The sequence below is a fragment of the Microbulbifer sp. A4B17 genome (genome assembly GCF_003076275.1).
Classification (GTDB): Bacteria; Pseudomonadota; Gammaproteobacteria; order Pseudomonadales; family Cellvibrionaceae; genus Microbulbifer.
Genome location: NZ_CP029064.1, coordinates 2,661,074 through 2,682,731 on the forward strand (window position 1 = coordinate 2,661,074; position 21,658 = coordinate 2,682,731).

17 protein-coding genes are annotated in these 21,658 nt (G+C 49.3%); 5 read left to right on the forward strand and 12 right to left on the reverse strand.

Features of this window, described 5'->3' with window-relative positions:
• Positions 1 to 171 precede the first annotated feature (171 nt).
• From BTJ40_RS11865 to BTJ40_RS11920, 12 genes are all read right to left on the reverse strand, one after another.
• Positions 172 to 1,263: a SagB/ThcOx family dehydrogenase gene (locus BTJ40_RS11865; protein ID WP_108733289.1), complete on the reverse strand. Its 1,092-nt coding sequence runs from the start codon at positions 1,261 to 1,263 to the stop codon at positions 172 to 174.
• Between the two features lie 447 nt (positions 1,264 to 1,710).
• A complete protein-coding gene (locus BTJ40_RS11870) occupies positions 1,711 to 4,380 on the reverse strand; it encodes a TonB-dependent receptor (RefSeq protein ID WP_157954042.1) in 2,670 nt (889 codons plus the stop codon).
• A gap of 246 nt (positions 4,381 to 4,626) precedes the next feature.
• Positions 4,627 to 5,322: a gluconate 2-dehydrogenase subunit 3 family protein gene (locus tag BTJ40_RS11875; RefSeq protein ID WP_108733291.1), complete on the reverse strand. Its 696-nt coding sequence runs from the start codon at positions 5,320 to 5,322 to the stop codon at positions 4,627 to 4,629.
• Between the two features lies 1 nt (position 5,323).
• Positions 5,324 to 7,120 (reverse strand): GMC family oxidoreductase, encoded by a 1,797-nt coding sequence (locus BTJ40_RS11880; protein ID WP_108733292.1) that lies wholly within the window; start codon positions 7,118 to 7,120, stop codon positions 5,324 to 5,326.
• A gap of 252 nt (positions 7,121 to 7,372) precedes the next feature.
• A complete protein-coding gene (locus tag BTJ40_RS11885) occupies positions 7,373 to 8,284 on the reverse strand; it encodes a sugar phosphate isomerase/epimerase (RefSeq protein ID WP_108733293.1) in 912 nt (303 codons plus the stop codon).
• Positions 8,281 to 8,499, reverse strand: coding sequence for a twin-arginine translocase TatA/TatE family subunit (locus BTJ40_RS11890; protein ID WP_108733294.1), 219 nt, complete (start codon positions 8,497 to 8,499; stop codon positions 8,281 to 8,283). The genes BTJ40_RS11885 and BTJ40_RS11890 overlap by 4 nt, the downstream gene beginning before the upstream one ends.
• 3 nt (positions 8,500 to 8,502) lie before the next feature.
• Entirely contained in the window at positions 8,503 to 9,213 is a 711-nt protein-coding gene (locus tag BTJ40_RS11895; RefSeq protein ID WP_108733295.1) for a DUF1080 domain-containing protein, read from the reverse strand.
• A 70-nt stretch (positions 9,214 to 9,283) separates the two neighbouring features.
• On the reverse strand, positions 9,284 to 10,291 hold the full coding sequence (locus tag BTJ40_RS11900) for a LacI family DNA-binding transcriptional regulator (RefSeq protein WP_108733296.1): 1,008 nt from the start codon (positions 10,289 to 10,291) through the stop codon (positions 9,284 to 9,286).
• Positions 10,292 to 10,347: 56 nt separating this feature from the next.
• Positions 10,348 to 11,670: a sugar MFS transporter gene (locus BTJ40_RS11905; RefSeq protein WP_238151989.1), complete on the reverse strand. Its 1,323-nt coding sequence runs from the start codon at positions 11,668 to 11,670 to the stop codon at positions 10,348 to 10,350.
• A gap of 56 nt (positions 11,671 to 11,726) precedes the next feature.
• Positions 11,727 to 12,788 (reverse strand): sugar phosphate isomerase/epimerase, encoded by a 1,062-nt coding sequence (locus BTJ40_RS11910; protein ID WP_108733297.1) that lies wholly within the window; start codon positions 12,786 to 12,788, stop codon positions 11,727 to 11,729.
• Positions 12,789 to 12,986: 198 nt separating this feature from the next.
• Positions 12,987 to 14,156: a Gfo/Idh/MocA family protein gene (locus BTJ40_RS11915; RefSeq protein WP_238151990.1), complete on the reverse strand. Its 1,170-nt coding sequence runs from the start codon at positions 14,154 to 14,156 to the stop codon at positions 12,987 to 12,989.
• A gap of 253 nt (positions 14,157 to 14,409) precedes the next feature.
• Positions 14,410 to 15,669, reverse strand: a complete 1,260-nt coding sequence (locus tag BTJ40_RS11920; protein WP_108733299.1) for an FAD-dependent oxidoreductase — start codon at positions 15,667 to 15,669, stop codon at positions 14,410 to 14,412.
• A gap of 251 nt (positions 15,670 to 15,920) precedes the next feature.
• Here BTJ40_RS11920 and BTJ40_RS11925 point away from each other — a divergent pair, with 251 nt between their 5' ends.
• From BTJ40_RS11925 to BTJ40_RS11945, 5 genes are all read left to right on the forward strand, one after another.
• Positions 15,921 to 16,457: a lipocalin family protein gene (locus BTJ40_RS11925; protein ID WP_157954043.1), complete on the forward strand. Its 537-nt coding sequence runs from the start codon at positions 15,921 to 15,923 to the stop codon at positions 16,455 to 16,457.
• 1,299 nt (positions 16,458 to 17,756) lie between these two features.
• Positions 17,757 to 19,856 (forward strand): carboxy terminal-processing peptidase, encoded by a 2,100-nt coding sequence (locus BTJ40_RS11930; protein ID WP_108733301.1) that lies wholly within the window; start codon positions 17,757 to 17,759, stop codon positions 19,854 to 19,856.
• Positions 19,857 to 19,947: 91 nt separating this feature from the next.
• A complete protein-coding gene (gene xthA, locus BTJ40_RS11935; protein ID WP_108733302.1) occupies positions 19,948 to 20,763 on the forward strand; it encodes an exodeoxyribonuclease III in 816 nt (271 codons plus the stop codon).
• 98 nt (positions 20,764 to 20,861) lie between these two features.
• Positions 20,862 to 21,290, forward strand: coding sequence for an arsenate reductase ArsC (locus BTJ40_RS11940; RefSeq protein WP_108733303.1), 429 nt, complete (start codon positions 20,862 to 20,864; stop codon positions 21,288 to 21,290).
• Positions 21,287 to 21,631, forward strand: coding sequence for a metalloregulator ArsR/SmtB family transcription factor (locus BTJ40_RS11945; protein ID WP_108733304.1), 345 nt, complete (start codon positions 21,287 to 21,289; stop codon positions 21,629 to 21,631). The genes BTJ40_RS11940 and BTJ40_RS11945 overlap by 4 nt, the downstream gene beginning before the upstream one ends.
• Positions 21,632 to 21,658: the final 27 nt, after the last annotated feature.

The window sequence follows — 21,658 nt, forward strand, 5'->3', positions numbered from 1 at the left end:
ATACTGCTTTGTGGTGTTCGCCCCAAGATAAATGTCTTTTCTCCATCAGCGCTTTTTTCACGTTCATTGAAAAGACTGACACTCGTTTTCTTAGCCCTGAAATCGTTGACTAACGCGAAGTCAGAGCTCTCTTATCTGGCAACAACATTTGTCAATAGTTAATTAAGCCAGTTATGTTGGATCAGAAGGCAGGTACTTAACAGGGAAACAAGCATGCTCCCCTTCCCCAATAGCCATAAAGAAGACCATGGCACTGTCTTTATCCAACTTCAACAAGCTCTCAAACTCTTCATCATAAAAAGCGCCCGCTATAAATACGTCTTGTTGAAGAGAGTGTGCATAGAGAAATATATTCTCAGATAGATGGCCGGCTTCAAGGTATGCCATCCGATAGATACGGGAATGACGATACTTGGACCAGAACCGATTAAATTTGCAGACAAAGCAAATATTAACTGCGGCACCCTCGGCATAGGGCTGACCGACAAGCAAGCGGCGGATCTTATCATGGCTAACAGCATCGCCGACTTTGGTTAATCCATGATCAATTGGATTATAGAGGTAAATACCGGGATCAATCCCCTGTACCGAGTGCACTATCAGGTATATATCTGTAGCTTGTAAGGCGCCGCCAGCAGGGCTGCTGCGAAAATATCCAAAATAATTTATTTTGTCTGAGTGGGCCTTATAAAACTTTTCAACAAACGGAGAAGTACGAAATTTTACACAATGAAAGAGTATTTTTTCCAAAAGCTCACGTTTTAAAGTAGTTCCCGGTACAAATTTTCGTGAAGAAAACCGGGTCCCAAACACAGACTCCAACTGATTGGTGGTAGGAAAGCTATTTAGTGGGATATCCACTTCTGGATAATTGTACTTGCCTTTAGCCTTTTCCGGCACCTGTTTACAATAGTCAACATACTGTCCTACCCAAGATACCCTGGGATCTTCACTAGCCCCTTCTTTGCCCTCAGTTGAGGGCGGTAACGAAAGCTTGGTGCCATAATGGTAAAACCAGGATAGTACATCCCAACCCCATTGTTTCCGAGCTAAATCACCACTGATGAAGGCTCCATTACTTTGAAGGAAATCTGCTGCCTTAGTTTCTCCTGTCTGCACATCGGAATAAAATTTATCCAGAATATTTATGAGAGTTTCTTTATCCAAAGCCCACTGATCGTGATGAACAACATCCCACAAGATGACTTCATTTTCACTGAAATAGAGAAAGAAATTATCCAATAAATCAGAGCCTTTCATCATCACTTAACCGTCATATTAGTAGTGGTGGTAAGGAAACTAGAAAGGCAGAATCGCTAAATTCTTGATTTATCTGTATTAGCATTGAGTGAGACGTCCCTCATGTTCAAGGGCCATCTCACTTTTCGTAAAAACTACCTTCTGTTAACAGGTAGTGTAGACTGCGACAGCAACTCCCAGAGCATAGGGTGCTGTGTCTTCTATATATACCCTTTTCATGATATTTCCCTCCATTCAAAGTATTTTAAATTGCTCCCTCATTGGAGCTGCTTGCTATGCTCCCTCAACTGAGTACTAGTATAAAATACCCACAATTCCTAGAACGAATAGATATATTTGCATTAATGTAATGCTCAATACTGTCTAAACTGGGCACGCAAACCAGGTATAAAAAATTTGCAGAAAGGTGCGGACACGTCCCTGTGTCCGCGTGACTGGGCGGCAATGAGGTTAGAAGCTATAAGTCAGCCCCATATAAGCTCGTCGGCCTGAATATGAGGAGCCCCAAACCCTGTTTTCCTCACCCCAATATCTATCCACCTTCTCTTCGGTAAGGTTGATTATTGAGGCGGTCAACGTCAGGTTATCCATCAAACGATAAGATGCATTAACATCCAACTGATCGTATTCATCAGTGAAAGTGTTCATGCCATTGTGGAAACCGTCTGCATAGTCACTGCGATAATTGTAAGAAGCGCGAATGCTAAAGTCGGTATTTTCATAGTAGAGGGACAGGTTGTACTGGTCCTTCGAAGTGCCGGCAATCTCTGTTTTGATTTTGATACCTTCGGAGTCGATCTCCGCCAGCTCTGTGTCTGTGAAGGTATAGTTTGCATAGACTCCAAAGCCATTATCAAAGGCATACTGAACAAACAGCTCTATACCTTGCGCAGTAGCATCAGTGCCATTTACCGGCATAGACATAGACACGGTCCGGGTAATACCATCGATATCCCTTGTCACCATGGAACTGCCGTTGATTACAAACGAAGCAATATCCTTTCTGAACAAGGTCAGTCCTGCCGCAGAGGCATCATCGAAGTACCACTCCAGACCCAAATCAAACTGATCAGCTTTATAAGGCTCCAACTCAGAGTTGCCCGCATACCCTTGACTGACTGTTGAGCCAGGCAAAGGGGCGTGGATCACTTCAGAACCACCTAGGTTATCGTACTCTACTCTCGCCACGACTCTAGCCAGGGCTGCGCGCATAACCAGTTCATCGGAGATATCCCAAGCGATATTAGCACTAGGTAAAATATCAGTATTGCTGCTGTCACGAATATTGGGTTCGTCCTGCAAGACCCCATCAATATTGTCGTAGGTGCTCGCATACTGCTTGGTCTGGACTGCTCGAATGCCAAAGTTTCCGCGCAGAACTGCCGAAGCAAAATTCTGCTGTACATAAGCAGCCGTAATTTCCTCACCAACCCGGTAAACCTGATTTTTCTCGACGATTACCGTAGGGTCACCATAGGTTGCGTATAGAAACTCTTTTAACTTATCAAACTCCAGATAAGCGAAATTTGGCACATTCACACCGCCGATAATATTATCGAGAGGGCCGTTTGAAAGGATATCGATTGTGTCGGGCACACCATCGGGGTCAGTGTGGAATGAATCACTTGGCCACCAGGGGTAACAAGCTCCATCAACATCACCCCAGTTAATCGTTGGACAGGGAGGATTATCATCATCCCAGGATTGTTTGGTGATGCGGCGGTTTATCTCATGGTCCCGGTACTTAACCCCAACATCCAGGGAGGTAAGCCAGGCATAATCCATATCGATGGAAACGTCCAGCTGGTAGTAACTCTCCTCGTCCTCGCTGCTGGTCCAAAGGGATGAGAACCAGTCATATAAAGGATAAGTGTTGGGATCTCCCAGATCTGCACTGGTATCAATTTCAGCAGTACCACTGCTGAGATCCCAGCTCCAATCGGTTGCAGTGCCATAACGGGAATTGACTGATGCAAACAATTTCTCAGAGGGGCCGCCCTCTGCACTGGTATTACCGACTACCAACCGAGCACTATATCCATCTCCCTCGTAACTGATATTGAAATCCAGCGTATCCGAAACATATTCCGCTCGAGTGTAGTCACCAGCTACCTGTGGAGACTGTAACTCTGCCTGGCCCCGATCGAGCATACCAATGCCGAGAAGAGTATCACCATCTTCATCAAACTTGAGACTGCCCGGCGCTATTGCATCCCCGTAGTTCCACTCAGGAAATACGATACGATAATTCTCTGAGTTGCCGCCTAGCTCAAAGCGGAAATAATTGACACCAAATTCCAGCTGTTCTACCGGACGCCATTGGGCACTTAGCTGCATGCCATCCCGGGTCCGCTCCTCTTCCAAGACACTACCGACAACGGCTCGCGGCGCATAGAAATCCCGGTATTCATTACCGTCGATATCCACCATCGGCCCCCTGGCCTCTACGCCAGTCTGGGGGGACTCATCTCCCTGCCAACCCCAGTTTTCTACCGAGGTGCTAATTACCCGGTTCTGACGATCCTGCTTTGAGTATCCAAACAATACGCCAAAGGTTTCCTGATCATTTTTCCATGAGTAAAAACCGGTGTACTGAGGTTCGTACTCCCCAGTAACATCAGCATAAGTACTCTCAATGGATAACATGCCCTCCCCGGAATCCAGGTCCAGTGGCTTGCGGGTGTGTAAAATTACAGTACCACCTATCCCGCCTTCATCCAGTTTTGCTTCTGGACTTTTATACACATCCGCTCGGGAGATCATCGCTGAAGGTAGCAATGCGTAGGAAAATGATCGGGATGGATCATCGCCGGGAGTGGCTATATAGTTTCCATTTAGCTGGGTAAAAGTGAGCTCAGGCGCAGTTCCTCGGATACTTACTTCGGCTCCCTCGCCGCCGCTTCGAACGATGGATACTCCCGGAACCCTCTGCAAAGAGTCTGCAACATTCTTATCGGGGAATTTACCCATATCTTCAGCGGTGATTGAGTCTACTACCGCATTGGAAAAACGCTTTACATCGAGATTTTTCTCCATGCTCCGGCGAATACCCAATACCTCTACTTCCTCCAGCACCAGACTCTCTGTATCAGATTCACTGGTGCTCTGTGCATTTGCCATACCGACAACACTGTACAACACTAGAACACTAACAGACGTCCTCAATAGGTCTAGCTGGCGATTTGTATTTAAGGGTATCTCTCTCATTGCTCAAATTTCTCTTTTATTATTTTTTTCTAGCCTTCCGTTCACCCTAAAAGCCCGGCATATCATTCGCCGGGCCACCGGAATATGCCCTACTCTTATCGATCCAGTTCTGTCTCGATATTTTTATATGTGCGTATAGCGCTATAGCAAAAAGCGTCTTTAGCTATCCAATCCAAGTCGCTTGAGGACTTCAGGGGGTGCTCCAGGGAAACTCGCCATTGGTCGGTTACCCACATAACCGATATCCGCCATACCTTCCTCGGTGGTATAGAAAGCGGTGGACACGAGAACTCGAACTTTGGCAAAGAAACGAGCACCAGCTTGGAACTCTGGCTTCGCCGTGCGAGTCCACTTGATATCCTCACAGATGGCTACTTTTTGAGGTTCATTCAGATCGACAAAGGAACCTCCAAATCTGCGCTTGGACTCACCCTCCAGCCAAACAACCCCTCCCCGAATCGTGACAAGATCTGCTTTATTATTGGAATATGGGGCGCTGACATATTCGTTGATGTAGTGATGGGCCCCTACTGAAGAGGCACTCGGAGAAGTTTCATCCGCGGGAATAATGACGTCGCAAAGTGCTGCCAATACCGCTAACTCACCCTTTTCAAGCTGCATCTCCCAAGGCACAACGGGATTAAGGAGATCCGGATCTGTCGGCGTGCCCCTGGCCAGAGTCTGCTTCGGGGCATCCAGGTTCTTTACTACCGGTTCAGCCCCGGGCACCTCCTCTTTCACTACAACTTTTTGCGCTACTTTCTCAGAACAGCCAATGACTGGAACTGCAGCAGCGGTGGTAGCAATCAAACGCAGGGCGTTGCGCCGACCCAGATTGGTTTTTTCCTCGCTCATATCAGATATTCCTCTTCTTGAACTGGTCCACGATGTAGTCGCAGGTGCGCCAGGCCAGCGCCATAATGGTCAGGGTTGGATTCTTATCAGCATTGGAGACAAAGGGTGCGCCGTCAGTAAGGAAGAGATTCGGTACTTCCCAGGACTGGCAGTAAGGATTGAGCACGGAATCATTCGGATTTGAGCCCATGCGCGCGGTGCCGACTTCGTGAATAATCGCACCGCCGTTGATAATTGCCTTGGCACCGTCGGTTTGCACGGTAGAGGTGACCTTACCACCCATACCCTCAATGATTTCAGCAAAGGTTTTGTGCATGTGAGCGGCCTGGTTCAATTCCTGGTCACTCCATTTCCAATGGAACTTCAACACCGGGATGCCCCACTGATCTACCTGGTCCTTATCAATTTCACAGTAGCTGTCCTCGTTGGGAATCATTTCCCCGCGACCGTCAAACCACACAAAGGAGCCGTAGTAACGCCGGCAGGCTTCCTTCAAGTCTTTACCATAAGCACCATTGGTAAAATCACCCATACCGCCGAAGGCACCTGCGCCCGGCATACTGCGACCACCGCCGAATTCAATGTGGTAGCCACGGGCGAAATCCAGGTCACCACGCAATTGTTCCTTGTACAACCACCAGGGCATATACATGTGCATCGCCGATGCGCCGTCCTCATTGTGGGCAGGCATACTTTCCAAAGCGGGAATCTGCCCGCCGATACCAGCTCCCACTGTATCCATCAGGTATTTCCCTACGGCACCGCTGCCATTGGCGATACCATCAGGGAATAAAGTGCTTTTGGAATTAAGGAGAATGCGCGAAGTTTCAGCCGCACTGGCTGCAACAATCACAGCGCGGGCACTGGCAAATCTTTCCTGACGGGTATCTTTATCAATATAAATAACCCCGTTTGCCTTACCTTTTTTATCAACGGTAACTTCACGCACCATGGCATCAGTAATGATATCCAGATTGCCCGTCGCTAATGCCGGTGGCAGTAGTACAGTCGTGGACTGGAAATTCGCCTTAATTGAGCAACCGCGCCCACAGGGCGTGGCCCAAAAACAGGCTGCGCGAGATTTCATTGATTCCCGGGTGACGTCCTGGGCCAATTTATTGTCCGGGAATAATTTCTGCGGAATATTTTCGTGATCTAGACGCTCACTGAGAATAGCCAAGTGAGAGGGAATTACAGGGATCCCCAGCCTATCGCACGCTTTTTTGGCCAGAAGTTCATAGGCACGGGGCTTCGGGGGTGGCAGCAGCACTCCTTCGGAGGAGTCAGGAGTGTTTTCTAACCCCTCGTTAGTGCCATAGACACCAATGAGCATCTCGGTTTTATCGTAGTAGGGAGCGAGATCGTTGTAACTGATCGGCCAATCAAAACCGAGTCCGTCCCTTGAATAGGGTTTAAAATCATACTCACCCATTCGCAGGGAAATACGTCCCCAGTGGTTCGTGCGGCCACCCAGCATACGGGCACGCCACCAGTCAAAACGGCGGCCTCTTTCTCTGGACCCCTGAGTGTAGGGTTCGCCGGGTACCTGCCAACCTCCGTCAACCGTTGCATCATAGAAACCGAACGGCTTTTCCGGTGTGCTCCCCCCACGCAAAGGCGCATCTTTTGGGAGGTTAAACATTGGGGTTTCCTTAACCGGGTCATAGGATCTCCCCGCCTCCAGCAGTAGAACCTTTAGCCCTGCAGTGGCTAGTACATAGGCAGCCATACCGCCGCCAGCACCAGACCCAACAATCAGTGCGTCATACTCTTTCTTCTCGAAGTCATCATTCGGCATCGCCTCTCTCCTACTTCATCAATTATTTTTGTTTTACTCGTTTAATTTTAATTAACTTACAAGATAAATCTGTAACCGGTTACATTTTTTGTCAAAATTTTTTATTTATCCGTTACATCTAATCTCTAACTTATATTTTTTTAACCAAAGAGATTAATTTTTATAAACATTTTTAACGAACCCAGAAATCCCTAAATATTCTGATCAAAAAATGAGAGTAACCGGTTACATTTTTAACCAAATAATTATTGCTTACTCACTATATAGATCACCCTGTCGCGCCAAGCGCAGCAAAAGCTCTTTCGTTGCTTTGATCCCCCAGTCTTCATCGCCGGCGCCTTCATACTCAATCCCGATATACCCCTTGTAACCCGCCTTTTGAATTATCCGCAGCATCCGGGCAAAATCCGTATTGGTCTCATTTCCCCGCTTATCAAATGAAAAACTCTTTGCGCTGATTCCGCGGGCAAAGGGCATCAACTGCTCTACTCCCAAGTAGCGGTCGTAGTCACCAAAGTTTCCAAAGTCTGGCAAACTTCCACAGTTCGGCATATCCACTGACTGTAATAACTGGGATAACCAAAGTCCGTTTGAGGAATAGCCACCGTGGTTCTCCACCACAATATTGATGTCGAAATCCAAGGCAAACTCTGAGAGAGCCCGCAGCCCATCTCTACAAGCAGAACTAACCTCCCTGCTACTACCCTGTCCGCCAGCATTCACCCTGATAGAGTGGCAACCCAAATATTTGGCCGCTTCAACCCACTGGAAATGATTTTCTACCGCTAGTTGTCTTTCGCTAGCATTTGGGTTGCCAAGATCACCTTCTGCATCAACCATAATCAAAAGGCTTTTAACCCCGTGATCTATTGCACGCGCTTTCAACGCTGAAAGAAAATTCTGATCCCTGGCTTTATCGGCAAAAAACTGATTGACATACTCTACCGCGTCAATTGCAAATGCCTTTCTTGCCTTAATAGGGAAATCCAATACCTTGAGAGCGCCACTTCGCAATTGCCGATGCAGGGACCATTGGGCCAGGGAAATTTTCACAGGGCCACCCGGGGTATTGGTAATGATTCGCCCACTATTACCAAACAAGGGGGCGGTAAAAGCAGCTGCAGCCAAGCCGGCACCAACCTGTAGCAAAGTTCTACGCTTCATTCCCGCTCCCCAGCTTGGAGTAGATTGCCAGACAAGTTACCTGGGGAATCTTCTCTAGTGCCATCCTTATCGCTTTGATGCAATGAGCGGCGGAAACCACTAATCGCTCCTCCAAGGTCTTCTCCCAGACGGCGGATCTTGCCACTACCAAATAGTAGAACCGCTAACACAAGAACAATAAGTACCTGCCAAATACCCACGCCTGAAATACCCATGATTTACAGCTCCCGAATTCTGATATTGCGGTACCACACTTTGTCGCCGTGGTCTTGTAAAGCAATAAAGCCGCTCTCACTACGGGCAAAATCGGGGTAAGAGGAAAACTTACTGTTGGCAAGACGTGTATCCCAATCTTCAGACCAGAGTTCATAGCTGACAATCATGCTTCCATTCAGCCAATGTTCAACCCGACCATTCTCCACTCGAATACGCGTTTTATTGAATTCTCCTGCCGGCTTTACCTCATCTTCGCTGGGTGCATACAAGTCGAAGACTGATCCTGCGCTGTGGCTCAGTTTTTCCAGTTCGGGAAAAGCATTGTTATCCAGTACCTGGTATTCCATACCTGACATCCAGACTGGTGCATTGCCACCAGCTACCCGATAAATAATGCCGCTGTTGCCGCCTTCAGATATCTTCCATTCCAGTTCCAGCTCAAAATCAGAAAACTTCTCTGCAGTGACGATATCCCCCGCTCCACCAGCAGTGAGCACCAGGTTGCCATCAACGACCTGCCAGGCCTCTCCTACATGGGAGCCATTGGCACCGGTCCAACCCTGCAACGTTTTACCGTCGAATAAATGCCTCCAGTCCTTATCCGCTTGTATACCGGACTTTTCCGGCATCCGTTCACAACCCCCTAGTGTGACTAGTAGTGCTGCAGAGGCCAGTAAAGACGTGCAAAATTTTGTCCTAGTGAATTTTTTCATCGTTGTTATCTCCACATGAATTGGTGTTTATCTAATCAGTTTGCCGCGATGGTTTTACATCCACACTTTATTAATCCTGATAGCGGGCCGTACTTCCCCTTGCCACTAAATCAAAGGGCAAAATAGTTCGGCTCGCTTTTAACTGTTTTCCATCAATAATGCGGCGCAAGGTTTCCATCGCATATCTGCCCAGCTTCTCTGCGGGCTGGTCAATTGTTGTCAGGGGCGGGTCCGTAAATTGCGAAAACTCAATATTATCGAAGCCCGCCACCGACACATCCGCAGGCACCTGCAAACCCATTTCCTTCGCTTGATGAACAGCACCAATAGCCATTTCATCATTCATACAAAAAATGGCGGTAGGCGCACTGGCTAAAGAAAGCAGTTTTTTTGCACCCTCCGCACCAGACGGCATAGTGAATTCTCCATTTACAACCAGGTCAGAATTCAACTCGAGACCGTGCCGTTGCATCTCCTCCTCAAAACCGGCCAGGCGATCACGTACAATCGGACTGTTAAGCGGGCCGGTCACTATGCCGATCTGGCGGTGACCTAGCTCGATCAAATGGCGAGCCATGGCTTGCGCCGCGCCGGAATTATCCAGTTCAACAACCGGATAGCGGTCGTCTTCAGCAATGCGCTCACACGCATTTACCATTGGAATCGACGCTGCTAAAGCTGCATCTTTCTCTGCAAATGGATAGCGGCTATCCAGTTGAATAAGCCCATCTGCCTGATTCGTCAGCGCCATTCCCGCATAGAACTGCTCATGAGCTGGTTCGCCCTTGGTATCTCCCAGCAATACGGAGTAACCCTGGTCTTGAGCTGCCTTTTCTATCCCTCGGATAACTTTGGAAAAAAAAGGATTGGCAATATTTGGGACCAGAACCATCACCGCAAATGACTTACCGGAACTAAAGTTTCTCGCCAACATATTGGGCCGATAGCCGGCCTCTTCCACCGCCTTCAGCACCCGCTCCCTGGTCCGCGGAGAAACCATTTGCGGGTCTTTCAGGGCTCTGGACACGGTCGCGACGGAAACACCGGAGCGACGTGCAACTTCGCGAATGTTTGACATACTTTTCCGTTACTTTGTTGTTAGTAGTCGACTATTTTCGCACAAATGGAAAACGCCTACTGGTTGCTTACTGCAGTGACACCTTGCACTTTGCTCGCTGCCTGCCTGCGATCCCAAAACCAGATAAACGCAAAAATCGGCAGCAAGATAAGGGGAACCACGGCCAGTGACTGGAATGATTCGATAGAGGCAGTTGCCAACACAGCATCCAGTTCATCGCCCGTTAACTTTTCAAAGGCTTCCAAACCACCGGCAGCCTCAATCTTGGCGCTGTCGAAAATTTCTCCAAGCTTCGGCAGAACAAACTGAATAGACATTCCCCCAGCAAACCCCAGCAGCCCCAAAAACAGTGCGCCACCGCGTACAAAACGCTCGGATACCGTAGCGAGCATGGTGGGCCACATATAGCAAACACCGATGCCCCAAACTGTTGCCGCCAGGAATGCAGTTACCGGGGTTCTTGCCATTCCTAAGCAATAAAGGCCTACAGCTGCAAGTAAACTGCTAAGCCACAAGAGTCCAACGGAAGAGAGTTTTTTGGCAAGCCGTCCGGCAAAGTGGCGCATTACAAACATCAACATGCTGACATAAACCAGAATAAGAATGCCCTTCATACCGACTACTCGAGAGAGCGTCAGATCAACCCACTGCCCTGGAGCCAGCTCTGTTGCAGCTGTTAGCCACATACAGATCCATAGCACGATAAACATCGGCTGCCTGAAGACTTCATTAAACATCTCACCATAACTGATGCCAGAGGAAACCCGTTCAGTTACCGGGAATTCCGTTCTGGACACAAGCCACGCCATGACCACAGCCGGTAGGGCCAAAACAATCAGGTTCAACTGCCAGGGAAGTTCAAGCGCAGAAATGGCTAACCCAAGTAATCCCCCCACCACAATCCCGGCAGGCCACCAAGCATGTAGTACATTTAGGCGCTGAGTTTTATTTTCAGGATCAACCGCTGCAACCATTGGGTTGCTGGCAGCCTCCACGGCCCCCCAGCCCAAACCGGTAAGTAACAATCCCGCAAGAACCAGATTCTCAACGCCCTCCCCCGGGGTTACCAAGGATGCTGCAATAATAAGCAGGCTGCCCAATACATAGCCTATCGATGAGAGCATTAGCATCCGCTTGATACCGACCAAATCTACCAATGCACTGCCAAATAGCAGGGTTAGCGCAAACCCTGTAAAGGTAAATCCAAGCGCTTCTCCAAGCATTGCGGTGGAGTTGGCAAGATCAATATGATCATAAATATCCGACTGTAAGTTGCCGGCGATCGAAGCCCTCACAGCAAACCCAAGGCCAATCATAAAGATTGACAGATTTCCTACCAGGAAGACGTTCCTGTGCAAAGCCTTTGTCTGTGTACTCATCTATCCAGTCTCCGCATGATTTATTGTTATTCGTTGTTCACTGGGATTGGCAAAAACTAGTCCAGCCCTAAAATCCTACGATTTCGAGCGCGATCTGTTTCAGCACCGGCAAAATCATCAAAAGCTTTGTCAGCCACGGTTATCAGGTGCTCTCGAATAAATGGTGCACCCTCACTGGCCCCCTGCTGTTGATCCTTAATGCAACACTCCCACTCCAGTACCGCCCAGCGATCGTAACCGTACTGGGTCAGTCGGCTAAAAATCCCACGAAAATCTACCTGACCATCCCCCAGGGAGCGAAAGCGACCGGGCCGGTCAATCCAGGGGGCGTAACCGCCGTATACTCCAGCCCTTCCGCTCGGATGAAACTCCGCATCTTTCACATGGAAAGCCTTGATTCGCTCGTGATAGATATCGATAAAGGCCAGGTAATCCATTTGCTGTAAAAGCAAATGGCTCGGGTCATACAAGATATTGGCTCTAGGGTGATCTTCCACCTCGTAAAGAAACCGCTCGAAGGTCAAGCCATCATGCAGGTCTTCACCGGGGTGCAGCTCATAGCAGACATCGACCCCCGCGCTGTCAAACGCATCCAATATCGGGCGCCACAAAAGGGCCAGCTCGCGAAAACCTTCTTCAACCAACATCGCCGGGCGCTGGGGCCATGGATAAAAAGTGTGCCAGAGTAAAGCGCCGGAGAAAGTTGCATGGGATTTGAGCTTCAGGTTGGCACTAGCCCGAGCTGCAAGAACTAACTGATTGCTCGCCCACTCTGCACGGGCTTGCAAGTTTCCGCGTACTGCCTCTGGAGAAAAAATATCCAGCATTTCCTTATAGGCTGGGTGAGCTGCGACCAACTGCCCCTGCAAATGCGTAGACAATTCAGAAATCTGTACCCCAGCCTCCTCACAGATTCCCAGTACATCGTCACAGTAAGCTTGGCTTTTACTGGCCAGCTCAAGATCGAAAATCCGCTTGTCCCAAGTGGGAACCTGGATGCCTTTGTACCCCAGGTCTGATGCCCAACGAGCCATAGCTTCAAGCGAAGCTGGCTGTTCGCTCGATGGGAGAAACTGGGCGAGAAAAATTCCGGGCCCCTGAATTCTGGGTGCCTTCATTTATTGTTATCCTTTTTACTGCTGTACTGATTAATTCTGCAACCAACCCTTTCCAAGCGATTGGTTTGCACCTTTTGAGAAAACTCTTCAAAAGGTAACTCGCCGCAGGCCGACACCGACACCTCCCTGTGCCGTACTAGCTACCGGACGCCCACCCTGCCAGAGATACCTAAATTCTGTGAGGTTGGACCTGGCCGCTCACCTCCAATAAGGCGCCAGGGAAACCCATGAGGATTTTGCGCGACTGCTCTCCAGTGCACCGCGTACAAATGCCATTGCGCGAACACCTGCATCAATGTTCCCAACCGCAGGACTTTTCTTTGAAACTAACCCCTCCCGGCGGCCTCGGACTTGACCAGCAAAATCACGATAGATATTGGCGAAGGCCTCTATATAGCCCTCCGGATGTCCTTGAGGTGTCCGACAGAAAGACCTGACGTCTCCATCCAGATACTCACAATCCGCACCGGCTTTCCAAATCGCCACAGGCTGCCCCCTGCGCTTTACTTGCAATTGGTTTGGGGCTTCCTGCTCCCAAAACAGCGAACCGTCTTCACAGTAAACGCTGATATTCAGGTTGTTCCCCTCTCCTCCACAGACTTGACTGGCTGTGAGTGTTCCTCGGGCGCCCTGATCTAATTTGAATAGCGCTGCACCGTCATCATCCAGCGCTCTTTCATCAACTACCGCTTGCACGTCTGCGCAGACTTCAGAAATATGCTGGCCAGTAAAAAACTCCACTAGATGATGAGCATGGGTGCCTATATCCGCAAAGCAGCCACTTTCCCCCGAACGTGCAGGATCTGTTCGCCAACTCGCCTGCTTACTTCCCGTGGAATCACCGGCTAGTGCCAGCCACCCCTGTGGATAAGCAACGGTAACTCGTCGAATAGACCCCAACTCTCTCCTGCCCAGGATTGCTCTCGCCTGCATAACCAGAGGGTAAGCAGCATAGGTGTGGGTCAAACCATAAAGATGCCCGCTTTGCTCCACTTCCTTTTTAAGCTCAAGTGTTTCTTCCAAAGTGGAAGCGGCTGGCTTGTCAGAGAGGACATGGAATCCCGCCCGCAACGCAGCAATAGAAACTGGTAAATGGAGGTGGTTGGGAGTTACTACAGATACAAATTCAACTCGATCATCGGCACTGCGACGGGATTCCTCTTGGAACATCTGTTGATAGCTTTGGTAAATCCGGTCCGGATGAAGCCCCAGCTTTTCACCGGTATTACGACTGCGCTCGGAATCGCTACTAAAGCAGCCGGCGACTAGCTCTATCTCACCGTCGAGAGCTGCCGCCATCCGATGAATTGCACCAATAAAAGCACCCTCTCCACCGCCAACCATGCCCATTCTTATTTTCTTAACCAAACCCCATCCCCTCGGGCCACTCAAAGAACCAGCTGAATAAACAGCCTATTTATTTTTATTTCCGTGTTTTGTAAGCGGACGCGCTATTTCCAGATCACGGTTTTCGTAGCACTCTACCGTCTGAAACAGAATGTAACCGGTTACATTTCAATTTAAGATACAGAAAAAAAATGTCTTTGCAAGAGAAAAGCGTTGCTAATGGCGCCTTAGTGATCTCGTAGACGGATGGCTCGGCACAAAAATACTTAGCAAATCACCTGATTGGCAGACCCATTTTCTGGGCAAACTCAGCCCAAGAGTGCCACTCCAGCTCGTCACTTTGCCATTTATTACGAATAGTTTGATGATCAACTGACTGCGACAGCAAACTACCTATCGCTTCAGGTTGGGGATGCCGAGGCTTAGCTTTTGAGCGAACCCATTTCCCGGCCTCCTTTGCAGCCTCCACGGCGAGACCCCAGTGATTCGGCCAAACCGCCAAGAAATTGGCTATATCAAAGCTGTGGATGTGGTATGGGCGCGGGTAATTTAACTGCACAAGAGCATCCCCATCCGGCCCTGGAGCGTCAGTTTTCCAACCTGCGTAAACACCCCAATGGCAGCTGGCTGCCCACTCCTCAAACCCGGTCATACAATTTGCCAGTCTATCCAGGGTATCCCGGATTAACGCCCTCTCTATAGGCGGGGCCACCCTCATATCAACCACACCAGAGCGAAATCTGGGGTGCTCCGGGTTAAGGGTTAGGATCCAGAGACCCTCCCCCCCTTCCAGCTTGTGGTATGCCACAACAAGGTCCTTCAGAAATGCAGAAACCGGGGGGACATTGCCCCCCTTTGCCAGCAGCATATGCAGAGGTCGAACAACCTGGACATCTCGAACTATTTGAACGGGCACTCCAAGATTTTCGAGTATTGCCGCATTACCCGCACCACAGGCTGAAAGTACCAGCTGAGGTTTTACTCGGTGTGAACTACCACCGATTTCGGCGGTGACTTCTACAACCCGATCATCTTCTCTGACAATTCCCCGAATGGCGCCATTTACAACCCGCTCGCTGACAGGGGCACTAAAGCATCGATAGGCCGCTGCACCATCAAACATCAGATCGTCGGCAAACCGAAAGCACCGATGGGATGGCAAACTGGTTGTCATCAGTGGAGCTGGTACCGGTACTTCCTCCACAGAAATACCCGCTGCAACCCAGTTGGGCTCAACTGTATCCAGGAAGTCCTGGGGAAGTGCGGCATAGAAGTCTGTTATACGACTATTGACAGCATCGCTCTCCAACTGTGTGCGCCAAAACTGCGCGGCCTGCAGATAAGCTTTTGCCGCACTTGGGTGTGCTGCATTCCAACCAGAGGAGAAGTAACCGTGAAAATGTAACGACTCAGCGTCTTTCAATCCCTGATCTATTGCGAGTACTGAAAAATCTGTTGATAGCTCGCGCATTAGTGAAACCGCCTGAATTCCACCCCCCAGCACAAGAACGTCCACATCCACTGCTTTAGCCATAGCCTACCCCGGAATAAACCCTTAACTATCAACACTGAAGGAACCCCTGAATAATTCAGAGATTCCTTAAGCAAAGGCTAGCACCCTGACAAGTCATAAGATCCCAATCCATTTACGCATATGACACTTCATTGAAATTCACTTTAAACATCGAATTTGGTTAATCCGTTCCAGTTGGACACCCGTACAGAGATTGTCGCGTAGCTATTGAGCTATCGACTGACAAAACTGCGAACACAAGGAGCATGGAAATGAAAAGCTTGTTTAGAGGATTAGGATTTGTACTGTTTGCAATAAGCGCCCAGTACGTTATGGCAGATGATGAACTGGAGACAGTTCCCTATGTAGATGTCAATCAATACCTCGGCAAATGGTACGAGATTGCCCGACTACCGCAAATTTTCCAGCCGGCCTGTACCGCTGTAACAGCCGACTACGGCTTAAATGATGATGGATCTATCAGCGTTTTCAATTTTTGCCGAATCTTACATCCAAAGTATGGATTCCCCATTAGCATTCAGGGCACTGGAGTGCCGATTGATGAAACCAATAGCAAGCTCGCCATTACATTCTTTGAAGGGAAAGCTGCCGGTGACTATTGGATATTAGAGCTGGACTCCGCCTATCAATGGTCTCTGGTCGGCGATCCTGGCCACACCAGCCTCTACCTGCTGAGCCGCACTCCGCAGCTGGATGAAGCCACCGTGGATGCTCTTTTGGATCTGGCTGTGACAAAGCACGGTTACAACATTGACCACATCATCATGACACGCCAGCCGACTAACTAAAGAAGGCAGGCGGATGTCTCAACACAGACATCCGCCGCTTCACAAATTACTTTAACTTTAAATAAATTCTTAAATATCAGTTAGTTAATTGAATTAGTTAATGTATTTTATAGAGTTTGGATTTGAGGCCCATCCAGATTTTATGAGACCACCAGCTACCTGACGCCAACCCTAGAGCCGGCACTTAATCCGCTTGTATACTTCCAGAGGAGGTACCTGGGTAATTGAAAGTCGATACACCCCAGCCTTGGCAAGCAAGCCCTCTTTCTACCCTCTTGAGAATGACAAGTGACCACCCCCATTCAACCGAAGCGAGTTTAGGGAAAGGCCAATCAATCACAGGCTGAGAAGCCGGTTACGCTACAGCCTCTTCTTCAAAAACCCTTCTGTTGACTGCAAAGGCCCAATCCAAGTGGGCTCGACAATGTGGTATGTCTAGCTCGGCATAACCTTCAAGGTGTAGCCTAATACCACTTCCAGTACGGTCTGCTGTGTGTAACTGGCGGCCAGGAATCTGCTGGCCTGATCTTCAGATGGCTAACCTCGGCTTTCGTTGACAACAGCAGTAAAAATACGCAGAGCTTCGATGGCCCCGGCTTTAATAGCGGCAACCATTCAAGCAATGGTTTGCCATTGAAGTGATTTGGCGCTCTGTAGCGGAGAAATTGGCCTTATCGAAGATTCCGCCAGGCTTATCCAGCCTTCAAGGAACGCGGGAGCTTCAGCCATGATTGCAAGCAAGTTGGCTGCAAAGCCCATCTTGAGCAAATGCTTAGCGCCCGCAAAGGAGAGCTGAGCAACAGAAGGGGGATAATGCCATCAGATGAATCTTAAAAAGCGAATAACTTTCCCTTATATCTCCTCCAACTTTGAGTCAAAACCACATTTCTGCGGTCCCAAAAAATGTACACATGTCCATTTCTAAACACAGAGAAACCAGTCAATTAAGAGGACTGCATACAACACCATTTTTTGACCTTAACGCTCATTTAAGTCATCAAAGTGGTTCTGACCTTTAAGTCATCAAAGTTGTTTTTAACGCTTTTTAACAGTCAAAGTTACATAATTGCGATGATGACCATACATACTCATGCCTTCAAAACGAGAAAATATGCCTCAAAATCACACCTTTTAAGAAAGCTATTTTGCTAAATCCCAGGCTGGGGAAAAAGATCCATCTCTGATTAGAGGTATTTCATGCCCTTTGGAGCTTTCAGCCTTTATACTTGTCCTAAGCTATAGGTCGCCGAGCCATAAGGGCCGGACGCCTATGAAGTAGGACGTATAAAGAGACTCCCTATGCTTACCAATCGGATCGCCGCTTACTTTTCCGGCTTCTTGGTCATTGGCCTTCTTTCCACAAGCGTTCTGGCAGAGCCAGAGCGATTGGCCCCCGAAGAGGGTCAAGGTGGTACCGCACAAGAGATAGTCAGCAAACTTGAAATGCTGCACTACAACAAAATCAAAATCGGCGACGAAATGTCCGAGAATTTGTGGAACGAGTACATAGATGCACTCGACCCCACCAAGAGTTACTTCCTCGCCTCAGATATTGATGAATTCCGAGAGTGGCAAGCAAAGATGGATGACCAGCTTCGCGCCGGTGATGTCACTGCTGGGTTCAGCATCTACAACCGCTTCCGCCTGCGCATGGGGGATCGCTTGGACAACATTCTGTCCGAATTGGAAAAAGGCCTGCCCGCCTATGATTTTTCCCGGGAAGAAACCCTGGAGCTGGATCGAGAGGAAAGCCAGTGGCCCAACTCGATCAGCGCTGCCGATGAGCTTTGGCGCAAACGCTTAAAAAGCAGCATCCTGAATCTTCGACTAACCGGAAAATCCGATGAGGATATTCAGGATCTTCTGGTACGCCGTTACAAAGGCCAGAAGAAACGCCTTGAGCAGCAGAAGAGTGACGACGTATTTGAACTCTATATGAACTCGCTGACTCGTCTCTACGACCCGCACAGTAACTACCTGTCACCACGCTCATTGGAGAACTTTAATATGAGCATGTCCCTCTCCCTGGAGGGGATCGGTGCAGTGCTGCAAGCAGACGAGGAATACACCAAAGTTGCACGCCTGGTCCACGGAGGGCCTGCCGATCGCACTGGCAAGATTAAACCCAACGACAAAATCGTGGGTGTTGGCCAGGATAAAGAAGGTGAAATGGTCGATGTCGTAGGCTGGCGCCTGGACGATGTCGTGGACCTGATTCGCGGCAAGGCTGGCACTTACGTACGCCTGGAGACTATCCCCACCGGTGGTGACGGTACTCACAAGACTATCCTGATCAAGCGCAGCAAAGTGAAGCTGGAAGATCAGGCAGCCAAGAAGGCGGTGTTTGAATTCTCTGACGGCAGTAAGAATTACAAGATCGGTGTGATTAACCTGCCGACCTTCTATATTGACTTTGACGCCTATCGTCGCCGCGACCCCAACTATAAGAGCACCACGCGAGACGTTGCCCGTCTGCTGAGTGAGCTCAAAGAGGAGAAGGTTGACGGTATTATCCTGGATCTTCGCAACAATGGCGGTGGTTCACTGCAAGAAGCCACCATGCTCACAGACCTGTTTATTGATCAGGGCCCTGTTGTGCAGATCCGCCATGCCAATGAGCAGATTTCCCGCCACAACCGCTCGCGCTCCCGCGCCATGTATCGCGGGCCGCTGATGGTATTGATTAATCGCTTGTCGGCCTCTGCATCCGAGATCTTTGCCGGTGCAATTCAGGATTACAACCGAGGCTTGGTGGTAGGCAACCAATCGTTTGGTAAGGGCACTGTGCAAACTATGGCTCCCCTGAAGGAAGGCCAATTAAAAATTACCCAGTCCAAGTTCTACCGGGTTTCCGGAGACAGCACACAGCACGCGGGAGTAAAGCCGGACATCGATATGCCACAGCTGATTGATGCCGAAAATGTAGGTGAAAGTGCTTACGATACTGCCCTGCCCTGGGATCGTATCCACGCTGTGCCTCATGCAAAGTATTTCAACTTGAAGATGCTGATCCCGAACTTGATTACCAAGCACAACAAGCGCACGGAAACAGATCCAGATTTTGTTTTCCTGCGCGATCAGTTCAAATTCGACGCCGAGCGGGCTGACAAGAAGTATGTCTCTCTCAACGAATCAACTAGAGAGAATGAGCGCAAGTCCGTCAATCAGCGATTGCTGGATATGGAAAACCGCCGCCGCAAAGCTAAAGGCCTTGAGCCCTACGAGAACTTTGAGGCTTACGAAGAAAGCGAATCTGAAGAAGTGGCCAACATCGGTGGCCCTGTAGAGATCAAGTTGGAAAAAGATCCAATTTTGAATGAAGCGGGCTATATAATGGCGGACTTTATCGGCCTGGCCGATAAGGCCAGCAAGGCCCCGCCCCAGGTTGCCAACTTCTAAATACCGATAGGCACTGGGCGCGGCGTGCGCCCGGTCCGCGAACTAACTCTTAGGTCGGGCTAGCCCGACCTTTTTTATTTTGGGGGAAGAGATGAAGGTTGTTTCCTTTAACGTCAATAGTATTCGCACTCGCCTGCACCAGATGCAGGCCCTGGTAGACAACCATCAGCCCGATATCATCGGCCTACAGGAAACTAAAGTCACCGACGAAGATTTTCCAGTAGATGCGATAAAAGACCTGGGCTATGAGCTAATTTATTTTGGCCAAAAAACACACTACGGCGTCGCCCTGCTCTCACGCCTGCCTTTTATTGATCGCGAATACGGCTTCCCAACCGATGCCAGCGACGCCCAGCGCCGCATGGTTGCCGGAAAGTTTGATATCGGTGGTCCTGAGCCCCTCACGGTTATCAATGGCTATTTCCCGCAAGGTGAAAATCGCGAGCACCCGGTTAAATTCCCGGCAAAGCAAAAGTACTACGCCGACCTGGACACCTACCTGCAAACCACTTGTAAGCCGGAAGCACCTGTATTGGTGATCGGCGATATGAATATTTCACCCAGCGACCAGGATATCGGTATTGGTGAACCCAATCGCAAGCGCTGGCTGCGCGATGGTAAATGCAGCTTCCTTCCAGAAGAGCGCGAGTGGCTTCAAAAAATTGAAGGCTGGGGGCTCACCGACACCTTCCGCGCACAAAATCCAGAAACAGATGATGTATTCAGCTGGTTCGACTACCGCAGCCGTGGGTTCGACCGCGACCCCAGACGCGGCCTGCGTATCGACTTGATTCTCGCCACCAACCCTCTTCTAGAAAAATGTGTCGGGACCGGCGTGGATTACGATATTCGGGCCATGGAGCGCCCATCAGATCACGCCCCCGTATGGGCCGAGTTTAAACTTTAAGCACTCGCTATAGCCCACTGGTTCAGTGGGCTATTTTTAAGACTATGAATATATGGTTTTCCATATATAATTGTTAAAAAGCCAAATGGAGCCCTCCAATGAAAAGGCGTGTTCTGTTTGTATGTGCAGGAGATTCTGCCCGCTCACTGATGGCTGAAGCGCTATTGCGTCATTACGGGGGCAGCTCTTACGAAGCCTGTGGTGCTGGGACCAATGCTCAGGCACCAGATCCACGAGCCCTGCAAGCACTGGAGCACCTGGGAATTTCTACGGAGGGTCTCACTCCCAAAGTGATAGAAGATATGGCCGACCAATCTTTTGATTTGGTCATCACACTTTGCGACAAAAGCCGGCATGAGTATGTGCCCTCCCCAAAAGTCGACAAGGTAATTGCCTGGAACTTTAAGGAGCCGACAAAGCGACACTGCTTCTGCCCTTTTTACACCACGGCACGTGAGCTGAGCACTCGTATCAAATTACTGGTCTTGGCCCAGGCCGAGGCGGATTTACGAAAAAGAGCAGCATGAACCCAGTACAGTTTTACAAATGCCTGGCCGATGATACACGGCTACGCACACTACTCCTTATCGCACACGAGGAAGAGCTTTGCGTGTGCGAGTTAACGTCAGCACTTGGGTTGAGCCAGCCTAAAATTTCAAGGCATCTTGCCTTATTAAGAAGCTCCGACCTCCTCATGGATCGCCGCCAGGGGCAGTGGGTGTTTTATCGGATCAACCCGGACCTGAACGCATGGGCAAAATCTGTACTGTTCGACACCTTGCAGGCGAACCAGCACTTTATTACCGAAGACCTCAATAACCTGATTCAAATGGGAGACCGGCCTGAGCGCACAAGTCTGTGCTGCTGATACTGCTTGCCGATCAAAGATTCAAAT